Annotated in this window: 19 protein-coding genes; 12 read left to right on the plus strand and 7 right to left on the minus strand. The window is 69.9% G+C overall.

Going from position 1 to position 17,045, the window contains the following annotated elements:
• The first annotated feature begins 4 nt into the window (after positions 1-4).
• The 8 genes from ACIBW9_RS02905 to ACIBW9_RS02940 all read left to right on the plus strand — a co-directional run bounded on the left by ACIBW9_RS02905 (position 5) and on the right by ACIBW9_RS02940 (position 6,867).
• A complete protein-coding gene (locus ACIBW9_RS02905; protein ID WP_398950563.1) occupies positions 5-922 on the plus strand; it encodes an SCO2523 family variant P-loop protein in 918 nt (305 codons plus the stop codon).
• On the plus strand, positions 919-1,905 hold the full coding sequence (locus tag ACIBW9_RS02910; protein ID WP_398950565.1) for an SCO2522 family protein: 987 nt from the start codon (positions 919-921) through the stop codon (positions 1,903-1,905). The genes ACIBW9_RS02905 and ACIBW9_RS02910 overlap by 4 nt, the downstream gene beginning before the upstream one ends.
• A 1-nt stretch (position 1,906) precedes the next feature.
• Positions 1,907-2,878, plus strand: coding sequence for an SCO2521 family protein (locus tag ACIBW9_RS02915; protein ID WP_398950567.1), 972 nt, complete (start codon positions 1,907-1,909; stop codon positions 2,876-2,878).
• Between the two features lie 37 nt (positions 2,879-2,915).
• Complete coding sequence (locus ACIBW9_RS02920; RefSeq protein WP_398950570.1) at positions 2,916-3,950, plus strand: DUF6879 family protein; 1,035 nt, start codon at positions 2,916-2,918, stop codon at positions 3,948-3,950.
• 371 nt (positions 3,951-4,321) lie between these two features.
• Positions 4,322-4,537: a hypothetical protein gene (locus ACIBW9_RS02925; protein ID WP_030933991.1), complete on the plus strand. Its 216-nt coding sequence runs from the start codon at positions 4,322-4,324 to the stop codon at positions 4,535-4,537.
• Positions 4,538-4,667: 130 nt separating this feature from the next.
• On the plus strand, positions 4,668-5,414 hold the full coding sequence (recO, locus tag ACIBW9_RS02930) for a DNA repair protein RecO (RefSeq protein ID WP_344402374.1): 747 nt from the start codon (positions 4,668-4,670) through the stop codon (positions 5,412-5,414).
• Positions 5,415-5,437: 23 nt separating this feature from the next.
• The gene (locus ACIBW9_RS02935; protein ID WP_398950572.1) at positions 5,438-6,289 is read left to right on the plus strand and encodes an isoprenyl transferase; all 852 of its coding nucleotides are present in this window, start codon (positions 5,438-5,440) and stop codon (positions 6,287-6,289) included.
• Positions 6,290-6,333: 44 nt separating this feature from the next.
• Positions 6,334-6,867 (plus strand): YcxB family protein, encoded by a 534-nt coding sequence (locus ACIBW9_RS02940; protein ID WP_398950574.1) that lies wholly within the window; start codon positions 6,334-6,336, stop codon positions 6,865-6,867.
• 3 nt (positions 6,868-6,870) lie between these two features.
• Here the strand turns inward: ACIBW9_RS02940 and ACIBW9_RS02945 are convergent, their stop codons facing one another.
• From ACIBW9_RS02945 to ACIBW9_RS02960, 4 genes are all read right to left on the minus strand, one after another.
• Positions 6,871-7,287, minus strand: a complete 417-nt coding sequence (locus ACIBW9_RS02945; protein WP_398950576.1) for a Fur family transcriptional regulator — start codon at positions 7,285-7,287, stop codon at positions 6,871-6,873.
• A 186-nt stretch (positions 7,288-7,473) separates the two neighbouring features.
• A complete protein-coding gene (locus tag ACIBW9_RS02950; RefSeq protein WP_398950578.1) occupies positions 7,474-8,376 on the minus strand; it encodes a metal ABC transporter permease in 903 nt (300 codons plus the stop codon).
• Positions 8,377-8,386: 10 nt separating this feature from the next.
• Positions 8,387-9,172, minus strand: a complete 786-nt coding sequence (locus ACIBW9_RS02955) for a metal ABC transporter ATP-binding protein (RefSeq protein WP_398950580.1) — start codon at positions 9,170-9,172, stop codon at positions 8,387-8,389.
• 17 nt (positions 9,173-9,189) lie between these two features.
• On the minus strand, positions 9,190-10,149 hold the full coding sequence (locus ACIBW9_RS02960; protein ID WP_398950582.1) for a metal ABC transporter substrate-binding protein: 960 nt from the start codon (positions 10,147-10,149) through the stop codon (positions 9,190-9,192).
• A gap of 149 nt (positions 10,150-10,298) precedes the next feature.
• Here ACIBW9_RS02960 and ACIBW9_RS02965 point away from each other — a divergent pair, with 149 nt between their 5' ends.
• Positions 10,299-11,681: a glycine--tRNA ligase gene (locus ACIBW9_RS02965; protein WP_115908288.1), complete on the plus strand. Its 1,383-nt coding sequence runs from the start codon at positions 10,299-10,301 to the stop codon at positions 11,679-11,681.
• 154 nt (positions 11,682-11,835) lie between these two features.
• Positions 11,836-12,447: a LysE family translocator gene (locus ACIBW9_RS02970; RefSeq protein ID WP_398950585.1), complete on the plus strand. Its 612-nt coding sequence runs from the start codon at positions 11,836-11,838 to the stop codon at positions 12,445-12,447.
• Positions 12,448-12,469: 22 nt separating this feature from the next.
• On the opposite strand, the gene ACIBW9_RS02975 is transcribed toward ACIBW9_RS02970, so the two are convergent.
• Positions 12,470-13,513, minus strand: a complete 1,044-nt coding sequence (locus ACIBW9_RS02975) for a chitinase (protein WP_398950587.1) — start codon at positions 13,511-13,513, stop codon at positions 12,470-12,472.
• A gap of 166 nt (positions 13,514-13,679) precedes the next feature.
• Here ACIBW9_RS02975 and ACIBW9_RS02980 point away from each other — a divergent pair, with 166 nt between their 5' ends.
• Entirely contained in the window at positions 13,680-14,702 is a 1,023-nt protein-coding gene (locus ACIBW9_RS02980) for an aldo/keto reductase (RefSeq protein WP_398950589.1), read from the plus strand.
• Between the two features lie 25 nt (positions 14,703-14,727).
• Entirely contained in the window at positions 14,728-15,318 is a 591-nt protein-coding gene (locus ACIBW9_RS02985; protein WP_398950591.1) for a TetR family transcriptional regulator, read from the plus strand.
• A gap of 188 nt (positions 15,319-15,506) precedes the next feature.
• Here ACIBW9_RS02985 and ACIBW9_RS02990 read toward each other — a convergent pair whose 3' ends face one another.
• Entirely contained in the window at positions 15,507-16,640 is a 1,134-nt protein-coding gene (locus ACIBW9_RS02990) for a serine hydrolase domain-containing protein (RefSeq protein ID WP_398950593.1), read from the minus strand.
• A gap of 85 nt (positions 16,641-16,725) precedes the next feature.
• Positions 16,726-16,941, minus strand: a complete 216-nt coding sequence (locus ACIBW9_RS02995; RefSeq protein WP_398950595.1) for a hypothetical protein — start codon at positions 16,939-16,941, stop codon at positions 16,726-16,728.
• Positions 16,942-17,045: the final 104 nt, after the last annotated feature.

The raw sequence follows: 17,045 nt of genomic DNA on the forward strand, positions 1-17,045 counted from the left end.
CCGCGTGCTGATCTTCGCCGCCTCCGACAAGGGGGGCACGGGCCGCTCCGTCACCAGCGCCAACCTCGCCTACCACCGCGCGCTGGCCGGGGACGACGTGTGCTACCTGGACTTCGACTTCGGCTCGCCCACCGCCTCGGCCGTCTTCGACGTGGCCGACGCCCGCGCGGCCGTCGAGGACCGCGGCCTGCACTCCTATCTGATAGGGGAGGTCGGCGAGCCGGAGCGCATCGACGTCTGGGCCAGCACCGAGCACCAGGTGCTGCGCGACCCGCCGCCCGGCTGCGGCCGGCTGGTGCTGATGCCCGGCGACGTCAGCGGCGGCGAGTTCGCCACCACCGGCGACCACGTACGGCTCTGCGTCGACCTGCTGATGAAGCTGTACTACGAGTTCGACCTGGTCGTCGTGGACCTCAGCGCCGGCCGCTCCTATGCCGTCGACATGGCCCTGGAGGCCACCGCACAGCCCGAGATGCGGGAGATCACCGCCCGCTGGCTGGTCTTCCACCGCTGGACCCGCCAGCATGTGGCGGCCGCCGCCAGCCTGGTCTTCGGCGAGCGCGGCATCGTCGCCGGCGGTGTCGACCGCGGCCACGAGGAGGAGGCGCTGCGCGGCGCCATCCGCTTCGTCCGGGCCGCCGTACCCGATCCCGAGTCGCCGCTGTGGTCGCAGGTCTCGCCCACCCAGTCGGCGTGGATGCGCAAGACCGACAGCGACCTCAAGCAGCTCGCCTCCACGCACGGCATCGGCTACAGCCAGGTCCTCGGCTCCATTCCCCTCGAACCGGTCCTGCAGTGGCGTGAGCAGCTCATCACCGACGAGGACGTGCTGGACAGCCAGATCGCCAACATGGAGACCTGGCGGGCGCTGAACCAGCTGGCGGCCCGGCTCACCGACGACAAGTACTGGGAGCAGGCGTGACAGAGGCCGTCTTCCGGGAGACCACGGCGGAGCTCCGCACCCAGTCCGTGCCGCTGTCCCACCTCTCCCTGGAGCTGGGCCACCTCTACATGGAGGACTTCGAGGCGGGCCCCGAGCGACTGCGGGAGCACTTCGCCGAGGTACGGCTGTGGGTGGACGCGGCACGCGCCTCCGCCGCCCGCCGCACCGGCGGCAAGCGTCCCCGTATCAGCACCTGTTTCCTCGTCGACGACTACTTCACGCGCTTCTCCACCCCCGCCGAACTCGTCCCGCTGGTGCTCAAGGAGGCCGAGAAGGCCGGCCTGGTCATCGACTACCTGGCCCGCGAGTCGGGCTGCGCGGTCGCCGACCGGATCGAGCTCGCCGAGTCCGTCATGCACCGCCTGGTCGAGTCGCCGCCGCCGGGCAGCTACGGCTCCCGCCCTTCCGTCAGCCAGACCGGCTGGCTCGCCAACGGACAGCGCACCCCCACCACGAAGCGCGCCGCCCTGGGCGAGGTCAAGGGCTGGGAGCCGCCCCAGGAGACGGCGGCCCGCAACCACTCCGTCTTCATGGACGTCGAGCTGTGGTCCGAGAAGGACGGCCGGCGGCTGTGGTCCTGCCCGTTCCTGGCCGCCGTATGGCAGCTGGCCAGACTCGGACTCCTACGACACCTCGGTGAGCCGGTGCTCGTCCCGCGCCAGTGGAACGGCGAGGACTTCCCGCAGGACTGGGACCGGCTGCCGCCCCTGCTCCAGCTCAACCCGCAGGCCGCGGCCTTCAGCGCCTACCGCACCTGCACCCTGATGCCGAACCGCTTCCTGGCCGTCGAGGACGCCGTACGGCTCATCCTCGACCAGACGGAGGTCGACTCCGGGGCGCTCAGGCAGGTCGCCGAGCGCTCGGCCCGGGAGGGACTCGCGGTCCCGGCCGCGGTCGCCCAGCGCGCGACGTACGTCTTCTACGAGGAGCCCGTGGGCGCCCTCGCCGGCGAGGGGCCCTGACATGACGACGGCCCTCGGACAGCCCGCGCGCCCGGTCCTCGCCTGTGGCGAGGTGCGCACCTGTCTGCTGCCGTCCTTCCAGGCGCTGGACGGCAGGGCCGCCGCCCAGCTGCTCAGGCTGCGCGCCGACGAACCCGTCCGGGTCTCCGAGCGGCCCAACCTGTACGCCCTGTCCCCGGAGGTGCTGACCGGGGTGGACTGCCGGCTGCCCACCTCCAACGGCGCCAAGGTCCGGGCCGTCGGCACGGTGGCCACCCGCGTGGCGCTCACCGAGGGCCGGCTGCTGCAGTCCACCGCGTACTTCGGCGCACCGGCAACGGGTCCCGACGCGCGCCGCCCCTGGGGGCACTACCTGGTACGGCCCGGGGTGGTCGAGCCGTTCGGGAAGCTGCCCGAACAGGCCACCGCCGAAGGCGTGCTGCGCGGCGCCGGGCGCGGCGAACTCGACCTGGGGATGATCGCCGAGTCCCTGCTGACGCGGCTGCTGCGCCACCCGCTCCTCGATCGCAAGGTTCCCTTCAAGTCCCGCCGCACACACCTGCGTTGGGTCGCCCGCCGGACCCCGGCGGGCGAGCGGGCGGAACTGACGCGGTTCACCCTGGCCGAGAACGGGCTGCGGACCGTGGAGCTGCGGCTGCCGGAGGACACACCGGTCTCCGCGGCCGCGGGTCTGTGCGAGGACCTCGCGCTGCACGACTGGCTTTTGACGACGGTGGTGCACATGCTGGACAGCAGTCGGCTCGCCGCGGCGGACGGGCGGGCCGTGGTCCAGGCGCTGCGCCCGGCCGTCGACCATCTGCTGCATCTGTGGATGCCGCACGCGCAGGTGGACCGCTCGCTGGTCCACCTGTGGGAAGTGCTGGAGCGGGAACCGGGGTTCACACGCCAGTGGCAGAACCTGGTCCAGCGCATCCGGGACCAACTGGCCGTCCAGGCCATACCGCTGCTGCACCAGGCACTGAGCACGAGCTGAGGGGCGGCACCCACCACATACCCGACGGGGGAGAGACATGAGCGGAGCGACGTTAGGGCCCGGGGACAACGGAGCGGGGCCGCAGCGGCAGGGCATACCCAAGCTGTTCTGGAAGATCCTGATCACTGCGTCGGCGGCGGGCGGCGCCTTCCTGCTGACCATCCTGCTGAACGGCGACAACAACGACATCTGGCAGTGGGTGGCGTCCATCGTCCTCGGCAGTGCCACACTGATCGTCCAGTACCTCGTGGACTTCGGGGAGCGCCTCGAGGTGGTCGAGGAGAGCCAGCGCCACCACATCGACGACATGAAGCGGAGCCTGGCCAACCACCACGCGGAGATGCGCACCGCGGTCGAAAAGAGCTTCGCCAAGATCAACGAGGCGACAGAGCTGTTCAGCAAGGTCGACGGCTCCGTGCTGCGCTCCGAGGAGGTGACCCGGCTGGTCAAGGCGTACACGCAGGTCGGTGACGAGGCGCCAGGGATCGTCAAGAGCTTCGCCGAGGAGGAGCTGAAACGTCTCGCCGAGCTGATGGAGGACCTCATCAGCGGAAGAGCGGACTCCTCGTTCGAGAACCACGAGTGGCTGATCGACCTCGCCCTGTGCGTCAAGAAGACCCTCTACGCCACGAGCACCACCGTCGACCGGGACTTCTGGGCCAGCGAGCCCGCCAAGCGGTATCTCAACGCGCAGGAGAAGGCCATCAAGACCCGCGGTGTGGAGGTCCGGCGGCTGTTCCTGGTGGACGAGCCGGAGGAGGTCACCGAAGCCCTCGAACAACTCTGCGCGCGCCAGCGCAGGTACGGCATTGACGCGCGTATAGGCGTGCAGTCGCAGCTGGATCCGGGCGGCACGGTGATGGACTACATCATCTTCGACGGGGAGCTGTGCTACGAGACCCGGCCGGACAACCACGTCCGCCCCGACATGACGATGCTGAGGATGAAGCGGGAGCACGTCGAGGACCGCGTCAGCCAGTTCAACGAGCTGTGGGCGGCGACGGAGCCCGACCACGAGCCCGAGCCGGAACAGGGGACCGTCCGCCGCCGGCTGCGCCGGGTGGCCGACTGACTGCTTTTTTCATATAGGCGGCCAGTCGCGCGCCCCGCGCCCCGTCGAACTCCGTCAACCGCTCGAAAATACCGTCGGTTTTTGCAGGGCCTGGTCAATGCGCATCGCGATTTCGGGCTGAGGCTTTTCGAAAGGTCTGCTCGAACTCCCGGATTGCGAGCCGTGACGCGTGCAAAGCGTTGGCCACGGCCCAACCACCTCTCCCTGGCCTGCACTTGTGGAGAACAGACTCCAGCCGAGTGTAGGGGCAGCGGCCTGCGCCGGAGACGAAAAGCGTGAAACTCAAATGGAAAGGGGAGCACGCTGTAGGCGCAACGAACACGGTGCCCGCAATTATGAGTCGTGTTCGTTACGGTCGTTAAGGAGAGGAAATGAAACCGCCCGTCGGGACTCATGTCGTGGACACGCGAACTGGAAAGGTGGGAATCGTCATGGGGCACGAAGGGCCGTACGTGCAACTGAGACCGTACGGGGGCGGCAGGGAGTGGGACGCCGATCCCGCCGCCGTGCGCGGGGCCACCCAGGCGGAGCGGCTGAGCGCGGCGACCGCGTACGCCAACGCCCGCAGCCGGGGGGAAGTGCCTTGAGCAGGCAACCCGGCCCCCGGGGCACCCTCAGCCACCCCGGCCGTCCCCGCTGAGCCCGGCGGTACGCGAGAATGGACCTCATGAGTCTGTTCCGCGACGACGGCCGACCGGAACCCTTCGGGGGCCGGCGATGAGTCTGTTTCGCGATGACGGCATCGTGCTGCGGACCCAGAAGCTCGGGGAGGCGGACCGGATCATCACGCTGCTCACCCGGGGGCACGGCCGGGTGCGGGCCGTGGCACGTGGGGTGCGGCGCACCAAGTCCAAGTTCGGCGCCCGGCTCGAACCCTTCTCCCATGTCGACGTGCAGTTCTTCGCGCGCGGGAGTGAGCTGGTCGGGCGCGGGCTGCCGTTGTGCACGCAGAGCGAGACCATCGCGCCGTACGGCGGCGGGATCGTCGCCGACTACGCCCGCTACACCGCGGGGACCGCCATGCTGGAGACCGCCGAGCGGTTCACCGACCACGAGGGCGAGCCGGCGGTGCAGCAGTACCTGCTGCTGGTGGGCGCCCTGCGCACCCTCGCCCGCGGCGAGCACGCCCCGCACCTCGTCCTCGACGCCTTCCTGCTGCGCTCCCTCGCCGTCAACGGCTACGCCCCCACCTTCAGCGACTGCGCGAAGTGCGGAATGCCGGGGCCGAACCGGTTCTTCTCGGTGGCCTCCGGCGGAGCCGTCTGTGTCGACTGCCGGGTGCCCGGCAGCGTCGTACCCTCGCCGCAGACCCTGGAACTGCTGGGCGCGCTGCTTACGGGAGACTGGGAGACCGCGGACGCGTGCGAGCCGCGGTACGTCAGGGAGGGGAGCGGACTGGTGTCCGCCTATCTGCACTGGCATCTGGAACGCGGGCTGCGCTCGCTGCGTTACGTAGAGAAGTAAGCCGAAGAGGAGACGAGAAGCACATGGTCGTACGCGGGATCCTGGGACGCCAGCGCCGCGAGTACAGGGCACCGGAGCCGCACCCGTCCGGCGCCCGCGCGCCGAAGCTGCCGGGCGAGCTGGTCCCGAACCACGTGGCGATCGTCATGGACGGCAACGGGCGGTGGGCGAAGGAGCGCGGGCTGCCGCGCACCGAGGGCCACAAGGTGGGCGCCGAGCGCGTCCTGGACGTGCTGCAGGGCGCCGTCGAGATGGGCGTCGGCAACATCTCCCTGTACGCCTTCTCCACCGAGAACTGGAAGCGCTCGCCCGATGAGGTCCGCTTCCTCATGAACTTCAACCGGGACTTCATCCGCAAGACCCGCGACCAGCTCGACGAGCTGGGCATCCGGGTGCGCTGGGTGGGCCGGATGCCCAAGCTGTGGAAGTCGGTCGCCAAGGAGCTCCAGGTCGCGCAGGAGCAGACCAAGGACAATGACAGGCTCACGCTGTACTTCTGCATGAACTACGGCGGTCGCGCGGAGATCGCCGACGCCGCGCAGGCCCTGGCGGAGGACGTGAAGGCGGGGCGGCTCGACCCCGCCAAGGTCACCGAGAAGACCCTCGCCAAGTACCTCTACTACCCGGACATGCCGGACGTGGACCTGTTCCTGCGGCCGAGCGGCGAACAGCGCACCTCCAACTATCTGCTCTGGCAGAGCGCCTACGCCGAGATGGTCTTCCAGGACGTGCTGTGGCCGGACTTCGACCGCCGCGACCTGTGGCGGGCCTGCGTCGAGTTCGCCTCCCGCGACCGCCGCTTCGGCGGCGCCGTCCCGAACGAGGAACTGCTCGCCATGGAACGGGACATGCAGGGCGGCCCGGCCACCTCGTAGAGCGTTCATCTCCCGGCCGGAAAACGCCTGTACGATCCCGCCCCATGGTCATGGACATGGGGCGGGACGCCGAACAGGGCGTGGTGGAGCTGGCATATCAGCCGGTCGCGGGGGATTTCGCGGGGGCACTGCGGGAGCGCAAGCGGTTCAACCGGGCGGGGAAGCTGCAGAGGTGGGCGCTCGGCTTCATCGCCGTGGCCTTCCTCTTCGCGGTGGCGAGTGCGCTCGCCGGGGGACACGTCGACTGGTTTCCGCTGATCTACCTGCCGCTGGTCGTGGGTCTCCTGTTCCTCGTACCGCGGTTGCAGGCCCGTGCGTTCCTCAAGATCGCCGCTCGCAACGGCAGGTACCGTGCGACGGTGACGGACGCCGGGCTGACGACGACGACCGACAACAGCACGACGTCGGTCAAGTGGGCCGCGCAACCCCGCTATCGGGAGACCAAGGACGCCTTCGTCCTCTACAGCGACGACAAGAACGCGACCTGCTTCACGGTGCTGCCCAAGCGGGGCCTCGCGGACCCCGCGGACGCGGACCGGCTGCGGGAGATCCTCGACCGCAACCTGACCCGCGTCTGAGCGTCAGTTCCCGGCGGAGGCGCACTCCGCGCAGGTGCCGAAGATCTCCACCGTGTGCGCCACGTTGACGTACCCGTGCTCCGCCGCGATGGCCTCCGCCCACTTCTCCACCGCGGGACCCTCGACCTCGACCGCCTTGCCGCAGACGCGACACACGAGGTGGTGGTGGTGTTCACCGGTGGAGCAGCGGCGGTAGACGGACTCGCCGTCGGAGGTGCGCAGGACGTCGACCTCGCCGGCGTCGGCGAGGTTCTGGAGGGTGCGGTAGACGGTGGTCAGGCCGACCGAGTCCCCCTTGTGCTTGAGCATGTCGTGGAGCTCCTGCGCGCTGCGGAACTCGTCGACCTCGTCGAGCGCCGCCGCCACAGCGGCACGCTGCCGGGTGGCGCGGCCCTTCACGGGCGGTCCAGCGGTCGTCACCGGTTCCTCCTCTTTTCGGCTCGGTCGCCTGCGGGGCGCCTTGTGCCGGTGTCGAGACCGCGACCGTGCTCAGCCCTTCGGGCCTCCGCGCGCTCGCGCCCTCGACACCGGCGCGCCCCCTTCGGCTCCTCGCGCCTCCTACGTCTGCGCTTGCCGGGCCATTGTGCCAGCCCGGCCTGTGCGCAGTCAGACGCCGACCTTCCCCTCGGGGGCACGCGCGGCCGGAATTGCACACTCCGCCGGGTCGCCGGCGGGCTGGGCGGCTGCTGCGGCGCGGGCGCGGCGGCGGGCCAGCGGGGCCGCCAGCGCGGTCAGCGCCAGGAAGGCCGCGATGGTCAGCAGCACGATCGTCGCGCCGGGCGGCACGTCCTGGTAGTACGACGTGATCGTGCCGCCGATGGTCACGGACACCCCGATCGCCACCGCGATCGCGAAGGTCGCCGCAAAGCTGCGGCTCAACTGCTGTGCCGCCGCCACGGGCACCACCATCAGGGCACTCACCAGCAGCAGGCCCACCACCCGCATCGCGACCGTCACCGTCACCGCCGCCGTGACGGCGGTCAGGAGGTTCAGGGCACGCACCGGAAGGCCCGTCACCCGTGCGAACTCCTCGTCCTGGCTGACCGCGAAGAGCTGCCGGCGCAGACCGAGGGTGACCAGCACCACGAAGCCCGCGAGCAGGCAGATCGCCGTCACGTCCGACTCCGACACGGTCGACAGCGAGCCGAAGAGGTACGAGGTCAGGTTGGCGTTGGAGCCGCCCGGCGCGAGGTTGATGAACATCACGCCGCCGGCCATACCGCCGTAGAAGAGCATCGCGAGGGCGATGTCGCCGCGGGTGCGGCCGTACCAGCGGATCAGCTCCATCAGGACCGCGCCGAGCACGGAGGTGAGGGTCGCCATCCAGACCGGGGACGTGGAGAGCAGGAAGCCGAGGCCGACGCCGGTCATCGCCACATGGCCGATGCCGTCGCCCATCAGGGCCTGGCGGCGCTGCACGAGGTAGATGCCGATCGCCGGGGCGGTGATGCCGACGAGGACGGCGGCGAGCAGGGCCCGCTGCATGAAGGCGAAGTCGAGAAAGTCCATTACCGATCCATCAGCTCAGCAGGCCGGTGCGCACGGGCGTGTGTTCGTGGGGGTGTACGTGGTCGTGGCCGGGCAGCGCGTGCTGGCCGACGGCTCGCGGGGGCGGGCCGTCGTGCAGGACGCAGCCGTCGCGGAGCACCACCGCGCGGTCGATGAGGGGCTCCAGCGGCCCCAGTTCGTGCAGGACGAGCAGCACCGTCGTACCGGCCGTGACCTGCTCCCGCAGCGTCTGCGCGAGCACCTCCTGGCTGGCCAGGTCCACGCCCGCCATCGGCTCGTCCATGATCAGCAGCTCGGGTTCCGCGGCGAGCGCACGGGCGATCAGCACACGCTGGTGCTGGCCGCCGGAAAGGGCGTTCACCGAGTCCTTGGCCCTGTCGGCCATGCCGACCAGCTCCAGGGCCCGGCGTACGGCCGCGTGGTCCGCCTTGCGCAGCACGCCGAAGCGGGCCCGGGACAGCCGCCCCGACGACACGATCTCGGTGACGGTGGCCGGGACGCCGCCCGCGGCGGTCGTGCGCTGCGGCACGTACCCCACCCGCGCCCAGTCCCGGAACCGCCTGCGCTCCGTGCCGAACAGCTCGATCGCGCCGGCGCTCACCGGCACCTGGCCGATGATCGTGCGGATCGCGGTCGACTTGCCGGAGCCGTTGGCGCCGAGCAGCGCGACGACCTCACCGCGTGCCACGGTGAGGTCGATCCCGCGCAGGACGGGGCGCGAGCCCAGGTCGGCGCGGACCCCGCGCATCGCTATGACGGGTTCCGTGCCGGGTTCACCTGCAGCGCCCACGCCCATGTCGTCCTCCGTAAACGTCATTTGGATCCCAGGGCCGTCTGCAGCGCCTTGAGGTTGGCCTCCTGGACCGAGAAGTAGTCCTTGCCGCGGGACTTCGACGTGATGCCCTCGATCGGGTCGAGGACGTCCGTCTTCAGTCCGGCGTCGGCGGCGATGGTCTTCGCGGTCTTGTCGCTGACGAGCGTCTCGTAGAACACGGTCGTGACGCCGTCGGCCTTCGCCATCTTCTCAAGGTCCTTCACGCGGGCCGCGCTCGGCTCGGACTCGGGGTCGAGGCCGTTGATGGCCTCCTCGGTCAGGCCGTAGCGCTCGGCGAGGTAGCCGAAGGCGGCGTGCGTGGTGATGAAGACCTTGGACCTGGTCCCCGAAAGGCCGTCCTTGAACCGGGTGTTGAGCGCGTCGAGCTTCTTGACCAGGGCCGCGGTGTTCTTCCTGTAGTCGGCCGCGTGGCTCGGGTCGGCCTTCTCGAAGGCGGCGCCGACGCCCTCGGCGACCTGGGCGTACCTCACCGGGTCGAGCCAGATGTGGGGGTCGAGGCCGGCCAGTTCCTCGTTCTTGGAGCTGTCGTGGGAGGCCGCGTGGCCGCCGACCTCGTTGCCGTGCTTCTCCAGCGAGGTGAGGGCGCCGGCGTCGATCTTCGTCTTGACCTCGGACTGGGCCACCGCGTCGTCGACGGCGGGCTGGAGGTTCTTCAGGTAGAGCACCGCGTCGGACTCCTGGAGCTGCGCGGTCTGCCGGGCGCTGATCTCCAGGTCGTGCGGCTCCTGCCCGGGCTGGGTCAGGTTGGTGACGTGCACATGGTTCCCGCCGATCTGCTCGGCGAGGAACTCCAGCGGGTAGAACGACGCGACGACGTCGAACTTGCCGGTGTCGCCCGCGGCGGCGCTCTCACTGGAGCAGGCGGAGAGGGTGGTCAGGCCGAGGGCGGCGACCGCGGCCGTGGCCGCGGTGGATATGAGGCGTCGTCGTACGTTCATGACAGTCATTTTCAACAAATATGGAAACCGTTGTCAACAAACATCTGAGGGGCACCGATTTGATTGAGGGGGAGCCCCCGCCGGTACCCTGAAGCATTCGCTCTGAAGCGTCTCGCTTCCTCGCCCGTCGTCGTAATGAAGAGAGCACCGTGGCCGCCGACAAGATCGACACCATCGTCAGCCTGAGCAAGCGCCGTGGCTTCGTTTTCCCCTGTAGTGAGATCTACGGCGGCCAGCGCGCCGCCTGGGACTACGGACACCTGGGTGTCGAGCTCAAGGAGAACATCAAGCGCCAGTGGTGGCGCTACATGGTGACGTCGCGCGAGGAGGTCGTCGGTATCGACTCGTCCGTGATCCTGGCTCCCGAGGTCTGGGTGGCCTCCGGTCACGTCGCCACCTTCTCGGACCCGCTGACCGAGTGCACCTCCTGCCACAAGCGCTACCGCGCGGACCACCTGGAGGAGGCGTACGAGGAGAAGAAGGGCCGCCTCCCCGAGAACGGCCTCGCCGACATCAACTGCCCGAACTGCGGCACGAAGGGCCAGTTCACCGAGCCCAAGCAGTTCTCGGGTCTGCTCTCCACGCACCTCGGCCCGACCCAGGACTCCGGTTCCGTCGCGTACCTGCGCCCGGAGACCGCCCAGGGCATCTTCACCAACTTCGCCCTGACGCAGACCGCCGCGCGCAAGAAGCCGCCGTTCGGCATCGCGCAGATGGGCAAGTCCTTCCGCAACGAGATCACGCCCGGCAACTTCATCTTCCGCACCCGCGAGTTCGAGCAGATGGAGATGGAGTTCTTCGTCAAGCCGGGCGAGGACGAGAAGTGGCAGGAGTACTGGATGCAGGAGCGGTGGAACTGGTACACCGGCCTGGGTCTGCGTGAAGAGAACATGCGGTGGTACGAGCACCCGCAGGAGAAGCTCTCCCACTACTCCAAGCGCACCGCCGACATCGAGTACCGCTTCCAGTTCGGCGGCAGCGAGTGGGGCGAGCTGGAGGGCGTCGCCAACCGCACCGACTACGACCTCACCGCGCACTCCAAGGCCTCCGGCCAGGATCTCCACTTCTTCGACCAGGAGGCCGGCGAGCGCTACACCCCGTACGTCATCGAGCCCGCCGCCGGTGTCGGCCGCACCATGCTGGCCTTCCTGCTCGACGCCTACGTCGAGGACGAGGCGCCCAACGCCAAGGGCAAGATGGAGAAGCGCACGGTGCTGCGCCTGGACCACCGCCTCGCGCCCGTGAAGGTCGCGGTGCTGCCGCTGTCCCGCAACCCCGAGCTGTCCCCGAAGGCCAAGGGCCTCGCCCAGGCGCTGCGCCAGAACTGGAACATCGAGTTCGACGACGCCGGTGCCATCGGCCGCCGCTACCGCCGCCAGGACGAGATCGGTACCCCGTACTGCGTGACGGTCGACTTCGACACGCTGGACGACAATGCGGTGACGGTGCGTGAGCGTGACTCCATGAAGCAGGAGCGGGTGTCTCTCGACCAGATCGAGGGCTACCTGGCCGGGCGGCTCGTCGGCGCCTAGGTTTCCGGGGGCTGCCGCCCCCAGACCCGCGCTCTCGGCCCTTGAGGGCCTCGTCCTCACACGCCGGACGGGCTGAAGAGCTCCCGTAGTGGCCCCCGATACAGGTCTCGCATCGGCCCTGTATCGGGGGCCGCGGCGTTGCCAGGCTGGCGCCATGAGTCTCGCTTTTCTCCTCACCACCCTTGTCGTCGTCGCCACGCCCGGCACCGGCGTCGTCTACACCCTGGCCGCCGGGCTTTCGCACGGCCGTCACGCGAGTGTCGTCGCGGCCTTCGCCTGCACGCTCGGGATCGTGCCGCATGTGCTGGCCTCCGTCACCGGGCTCGCCGCGCTGCTCAACGCGAGCTCGGTGGCCTTCCAGGTCCTCAAGTACGCCGGTGTCGCCTACCTCCTCCACATGGCGTGGGCGACGGTGCGGGACAAGGAGGCGATCGTCGTGGACGAGGAGGCCGCCCCCGGCTCGGCGGGACGCGTGATCGTGCGGGGCGTGCTGATCAACATCCTCAACCCGAAGCTGACGATCTTCTTCTTCGCGTTCCTGCCGCAGTTCGTGGACCCGGGTGCGCCGCATGCGCTGCCGCGGATGCTCTGGCTGAGCGGCGTGTTCATGCTGGCGACGTTCGTCGTCTTTTCCGCGTACGGGATCCTCGCCGCGACGGTCCGCAGCCACGTCACCTCGCGGCCGCGGGTGATGACCTGGCTGCGGCGGGGGTTCGCGGGGTCGTTCGTGGCGCTGGGGGCCAAGTTGGCGCTGACTGCGCGGTAGTGGCTCCGGGGCGTGCCTGGGCTCAACGGCCCTGCAGTGCCTTCACGTTGTCGCCGAACGTCCAGTTCTTCGAGCCGTCCCAGTTGATCGACCAGGTCATCAGGCCCTTGAGTGCGGTGCCGTAGTGCTTCCAGGCCTGGGAGACGAGGGACGGCGACATGTAGCCGCCGCCGGCGCCCGGCTGGGCGGGGAGGCCGGGGGCCTGTTTGTCGTACGGCACCTTGATCGTCGTGCCCTGCACGACCAGGCCCTTGTTGAGGCAGTCGGTCTGGGCGACGAAACCCGCCACCGTGCCGGCCTGGTACGAGTCGCCCGAGCAGCCGTACATGCTGCCGTTGTAGTACTGCATGTTCAGCCACCACAGGCGGCCGTTGTCGGCGTACTTCTTGATGATCGGCAGGTACGCGCCCCAGATGGAGCCGTAGGTGATGCTGCCGCCGGTGACGTAGGCCGTCTCCGGGGCCATGGTGAGGCCGAAGTTCGACGGCATCCGGGACAGGATCCCGTCGATGATGCGGATCAGGTTGGCCTGGGAGGTGGAGAGCTGGGTGATGTTCCCGCTGCCCACCAGGCCCGTCTCGATGTCTATGTCGATGCCGTCGAAGTTGTACTTCTTCAGGATCGGGACGATCGTCGAGACGAACCTGTCGGCCACCGCGGACGAACTGAGGTCGATGCCGGCCGCCGCGCCGCCGATCGACAGCAGGATCGTCCGGCCGGACGCCTTCGCCGCGCACATCTCCGCGGGCGTCGCCACCTTCACACCCGAGTCCATGCCGTCCTCCCAGAGGGCCGTTCCGTCCGAACGGATCACCGGGAAGGCCGCGTTGATCACGTTGTAGCCGTGCGTGGCGATGCGGGAGTCGGTGATCGGGGTCCAGCCGAAGGGCGGGTGGACGCCGTTCGCGGAGCCGTCCCAGTTCTCCCAGTAGCCCTGGAGGACCTTTCCGGCGGGCCTCGACCTGACCGCGCAGGTGTCGGCGGCCGAGGCGGCGGGGGCGGGGAGCTGGGTGACGGCCGCGGTCGCGAGCGCGGTGGCGAGCAGGGCCAGGGTGCGGCGGAGCATCGGGCCTCCCGGTGGGGGATCGGTGAGGTGTCTTGAGGTGTCGTAGGCATGACAGTGCTCTGGTCCAGACCTCTCGTCAATAGGTCTGGACCAGCCTGAAGGTGAGAGGTGCCAGTTGGAATGACAGATATTGAAATCTGTCAGCTGTCATGTCAGGGTGGGATGCATGACGATGCGAACCCGAAACCTCGGAACCACCGGCCCCCAGGTCTCCGCCCTCGGCCTCGGCTGCATGGGCATGTCCGGCATGTACGGCGAGGCGGACCGCGCCGAGTCCATCGCCACCATCCACGCGGCCCTGGAAGCCGGCGTGACCCTGCTCGACACCGGCGACTTCTACGGCATGGGCCACAACGAACTGCTGATCAGCGAGGCCCTGCGCACCGCCCCGCCCGCCCTGCGGGAGAACGCGCTGCTCAGCGTGAAGTTCGGCGCCCAGCGTGGCCCGGACGGCGACTGGTACGGCTTCGACGGACGCCCGGCCGCCGTGAAGACCTCCGCCGCGTACTCCCTCCAGCGCCTCGGCGTCGACCACATCGACGTCTACCGCCCCGCCCGCCTCGACCCGGACGTGCCGATCGAGGAGACCGTCGGTGCCATCGCGGAACTGGTCGAGAAGGGGTACGTGCGCCACATCGGCCTCAGCGAGGTCGGCGCGGACACCATCCGCCGGGCCGCCGCCACCGCCCCGATCGCCGACCTCCAGATCGAGTACGCGCTGATCTCCCGGAGCCCCGAGCGGGAGATACTCCCCACCCTGAGCGAACTGGGCATCGCGGTCACCGCGTACGGCGTGCTCTCCCGCGGGCTGATCTCCGGCCATGTCACGGCCGGCCAGGGGTTCGCCGCGAACGACTTCCGCGCCCACTCGCCCCGCTTCCAGGGCGACAACCTCCAGCACAACCTCACGCTGGTCGAGTCGCTGCGCAAGATCGCCGAGCAGAAGGGCGTGTCCGTCGCGCAGATCGCCATCGCCTGGGTGCTGTCGCAGGGCCCGCGGCACCACACGGACATCGTGCCGCTGATCGGCGCCAAGACCCGCGAGCGGCTCGGCGAGGCGCTGGGCGCCCTGGACGTGAACCTGGACGCGGCAGACCTCGCCGCCGTCGAGGCCGCCGTACCGGCCGAAGCGGCGGCCGGGGAGCGGTACGCCCCCGCCCAGATGGCCATGCTCGACAGCGAGCGCTGATCACCGTGCCGGGTACCGTCTAGCCATGCCTGCCACCAGCGAGACCCTGACCGCCGAGCGCATCCTCGAGGCGACCGAGGAGGTGCTGCGCCGCCATGGCCCGGCCAAGGCCACCGTGGTCGACGTGGCCCGCGCGCTCGGCGTCAGCCACGGCAGCGTCTACCGCCACTTCCGTACGAAGGCGGCGCTGCGGGAGGCGGTGACCAAGCGGTGGCTGGACCGTGCGACCCAGGAGCTGGCGGGCATCGCCGCGGACGCGGAGCGGGATCCGGAGGCGCGGGTGCGGGAGTGGCTCGCGGCGCTCTTCGCGGCCAAGCGCCGCAAGGCGGGCGGGGATCCCGAGCTGTTCGCCACGTACTCGGTCCTGGCCGGTGAGGCGGGGGAGGTGGTCAGCGGGCATGTCGCCGAGCTGACCGGCCAGCTGACGCAGATCGTGCGGGCGGGGGTCGAAGCAGGGGTTTTCGCTGTCGCGGACCCGGTGACTGCCGCGCGCGCCCTGTTTCAGGCCACCGGTCGCTTCCATGACCCTGGTTACGCCAAGGAGTGGGAACGGCCCGGGGCGGAGGGGGAGTTCGAGGCGGTGGTGGATCTGTTGGTGCGGGGGCTGCGGCGCTGAGCGCCCTCCATGGCGGATGTGCCGTTGACGGGTCGTCGGTCGCCTGCGGGTTCGTTGCGGCTGGTCGCGCTCGCGCGGCGGAAGCCGTAAATTCAGTACAGCCCCGCGCCCCTTTGGGGCGCGGTTGCACCGGAGGGGACGTCGCTCGCCCTGCCTGGCGCCGCCCCCGCCTGAACCCCGGGCAGGCGTCAGCCTCGTGCCACGCACCGCCAGAAGTCCCGCATCACCGGTGTCGGTGTCGGGTTTGTCATCGACGCCTGGGTGAGCAGGATCGTGACCGTTCCCGTCGGCGGGATGATGTGGGCCGTCGTGCCGGTGCCGCCGACCCAGCCGTAGCGGCCGGGGACGTTCCAGGGGTCTGCGGGGGTGACGTCGACCTGGCCGCCGTAGCCCCAGCCCTGGCCCTCCAGGAAGAGGGGGACGGCGTCCCGCTGTGCGGCCGTGAGGTGGTTGGTGGTCATGCGGCTGACCGAGGTGGGGGAGAGGAGGCCTCCGCCGGAGTTCAGCAGCATGCGAGCGAAGGCGAGCCAGTCGTCGGCCGTGGAGACGAGGCCCCCGCCGCCCGAGTGGAAGCGCGGGACGCGGCTCCAGTCGCCGTCCGGGGCGTCCACCAGCTGGAGGGTGCCGTCCTCGGCCGGGGCGTACGACGAGGTGAAGCGGTGCCGTTTCGACGACGGGACCTCGAACGCCGTGTCGCGCATGCCCAGCGGTTCGAAGATCCGTTCCGCGAGGAATCCGGGGAGCGTACGGCCTGATGCCCGGGCGATCAGGATGCCCTGCAGATCGGACGAGGTGCCGTAGAGCCAGGCCTCTCCCGGCTGGTGGAGCATCGGCACCTGGGCGAGGAGGCGCAGCCAGGTGTCGTGGTCCGGCCAGCCCTGGAGGCTCCGGCCGTCCTTCTGGACCGTGAACAGGGACTGCACGGCGGGGAGCGAGAAGTCGGCGGGGAAGCCCCAGCCGGTGCGGGAGCTGAGCAGGTCCTCGACGGTGATCGGGCGGGCCGCCGGGACCACGTCCTCGACGGGCGCGCCGGGGGTGCGGACCACGACCGGTCCGGCCAGTTCCGGCAGCCACTCCTCGACGGGTGAGTCCAGGCCGAGCAGCCCGTCCTCCACCAGCATCAGCACCGCCGCCGCCGTGATCGGCTTGGTGATGGAGGCGATACGGAAGAGGGAGTCCCTGGCCATCGGGGCGGTGCCCTCGGTGTCCACCGAGCCGACGGTCACCACCTCGACGTCGTCGCCGCGGGCCACCAGGGCGACGGCGCCCGGCACGGAGCCGTCGTCGACGTGCCGTCGCAGGGTGTCGTACAGAGCGCTCATCGGTCGGCCTTCCGGTGGGGGCGGTCGTCCTGGGTACGACTGCCGGGACGGCGGAAAGTCATCGGGCCGCTCGCTCCCAGGAGCCCTACGCCTCCGACGCCCCCGCCGGATCCACCGTCGCCTGGTGCTCCTGGGCCAGATGCTCCTCCGCCTTCAGCCAGGGCAGGAACTGCGCGCCCTTGCGCCAGCCGCACGTGTCACATCTGATCGTGCGCTGCGCGCCCTTGCGCTGCACTCGGACGACGTGCTCGCGCCCGTGCTGGTCCCAGCGGCTCACCTTGCTCGTGTTGATCTCCAGCATGATGTCTCGCCTCCGGCACAGGAGTGTGCAGCAAGACCAACATCAACAGGGACTTCCGCACGGCGAGTTGACCAAGCCGTGGCCGATTCCACACAGGATCGCGC

Source organism: Streptomyces sp. NPDC049541, assembly GCF_044465725.1.
In the GTDB taxonomy this organism is placed as follows: domain Bacteria; phylum Actinomycetota; class Actinomycetes; order Streptomycetales; family Streptomycetaceae; genus Streptomyces.

Bases quoted from the DNA above. Each gene is read 5' to 3' on its own strand.
- ACIBW9_RS02985 (WP_398950591.1), top strand. From the start codon at position 14,728: ATGCCTGCCACCAGCGAGACCCTGACCGCCGAGCGCATCCTCGAGGCG.
- recO (WP_344402374.1), top strand. From the start codon at position 4,668: ATGAGTCTGTTTCGCGATGACGGCATCGTGCTGCGGACCCAGAAGCTC.
- ACIBW9_RS02915 (WP_398950567.1), top strand. From the start codon at position 1,907: ATGACGACGGCCCTCGGACAGCCCGCGCGCCCGGTCCTCGCCTGTGGC.
- ACIBW9_RS02950 (WP_398950578.1), bottom strand. From the start codon at position 8,376: ATGGACTTTCTCGACTTCGCCTTCATGCAGCGGGCCCTGCTCGCCGCC.
- ACIBW9_RS02995 (WP_398950595.1), bottom strand. From the start codon at position 16,941: ATGCTGGAGATCAACACGAGCAAGGTGAGCCGCTGGGACCAGCACGGG.
- ACIBW9_RS02935 (WP_398950572.1), top strand. From the start codon at position 5,438: ATGGTCGTACGCGGGATCCTGGGACGCCAGCGCCGCGAGTACAGGGCA.
- ACIBW9_RS02975 (WP_398950587.1), bottom strand. From the start codon at position 13,513: ATGCTCCGCCGCACCCTGGCCCTGCTCGCCACCGCGCTCGCGACCGCG.
- ACIBW9_RS02980 (WP_398950589.1), top strand. From the start codon at position 13,680: ATGACGATGCGAACCCGAAACCTCGGAACCACCGGCCCCCAGGTCTCC.
- ACIBW9_RS02940 (WP_398950574.1), top strand. From the start codon at position 6,334: ATGGTCATGGACATGGGGCGGGACGCCGAACAGGGCGTGGTGGAGCTG.
- ACIBW9_RS02925 (WP_030933991.1), top strand. From the start codon at position 4,322: ATGAAACCGCCCGTCGGGACTCATGTCGTGGACACGCGAACTGGAAAG.
- ACIBW9_RS02955 (WP_398950580.1), bottom strand. From the start codon at position 9,172: ATGGGCGTGGGCGCTGCAGGTGAACCCGGCACGGAACCCGTCATAGCG.
- ACIBW9_RS02920 (WP_398950570.1), top strand. From the start codon at position 2,916: ATGAGCGGAGCGACGTTAGGGCCCGGGGACAACGGAGCGGGGCCGCAG.
- ACIBW9_RS02970 (WP_398950585.1), top strand. From the start codon at position 11,836: ATGAGTCTCGCTTTTCTCCTCACCACCCTTGTCGTCGTCGCCACGCCC.
- ACIBW9_RS02960 (WP_398950582.1), bottom strand. From the start codon at position 10,149: ATGAACGTACGACGACGCCTCATATCCACCGCGGCCACGGCCGCGGTC.
- ACIBW9_RS02990 (WP_398950593.1), bottom strand. From the start codon at position 16,640: ATGAGCGCTCTGTACGACACCCTGCGACGGCACGTCGACGACGGCTCC.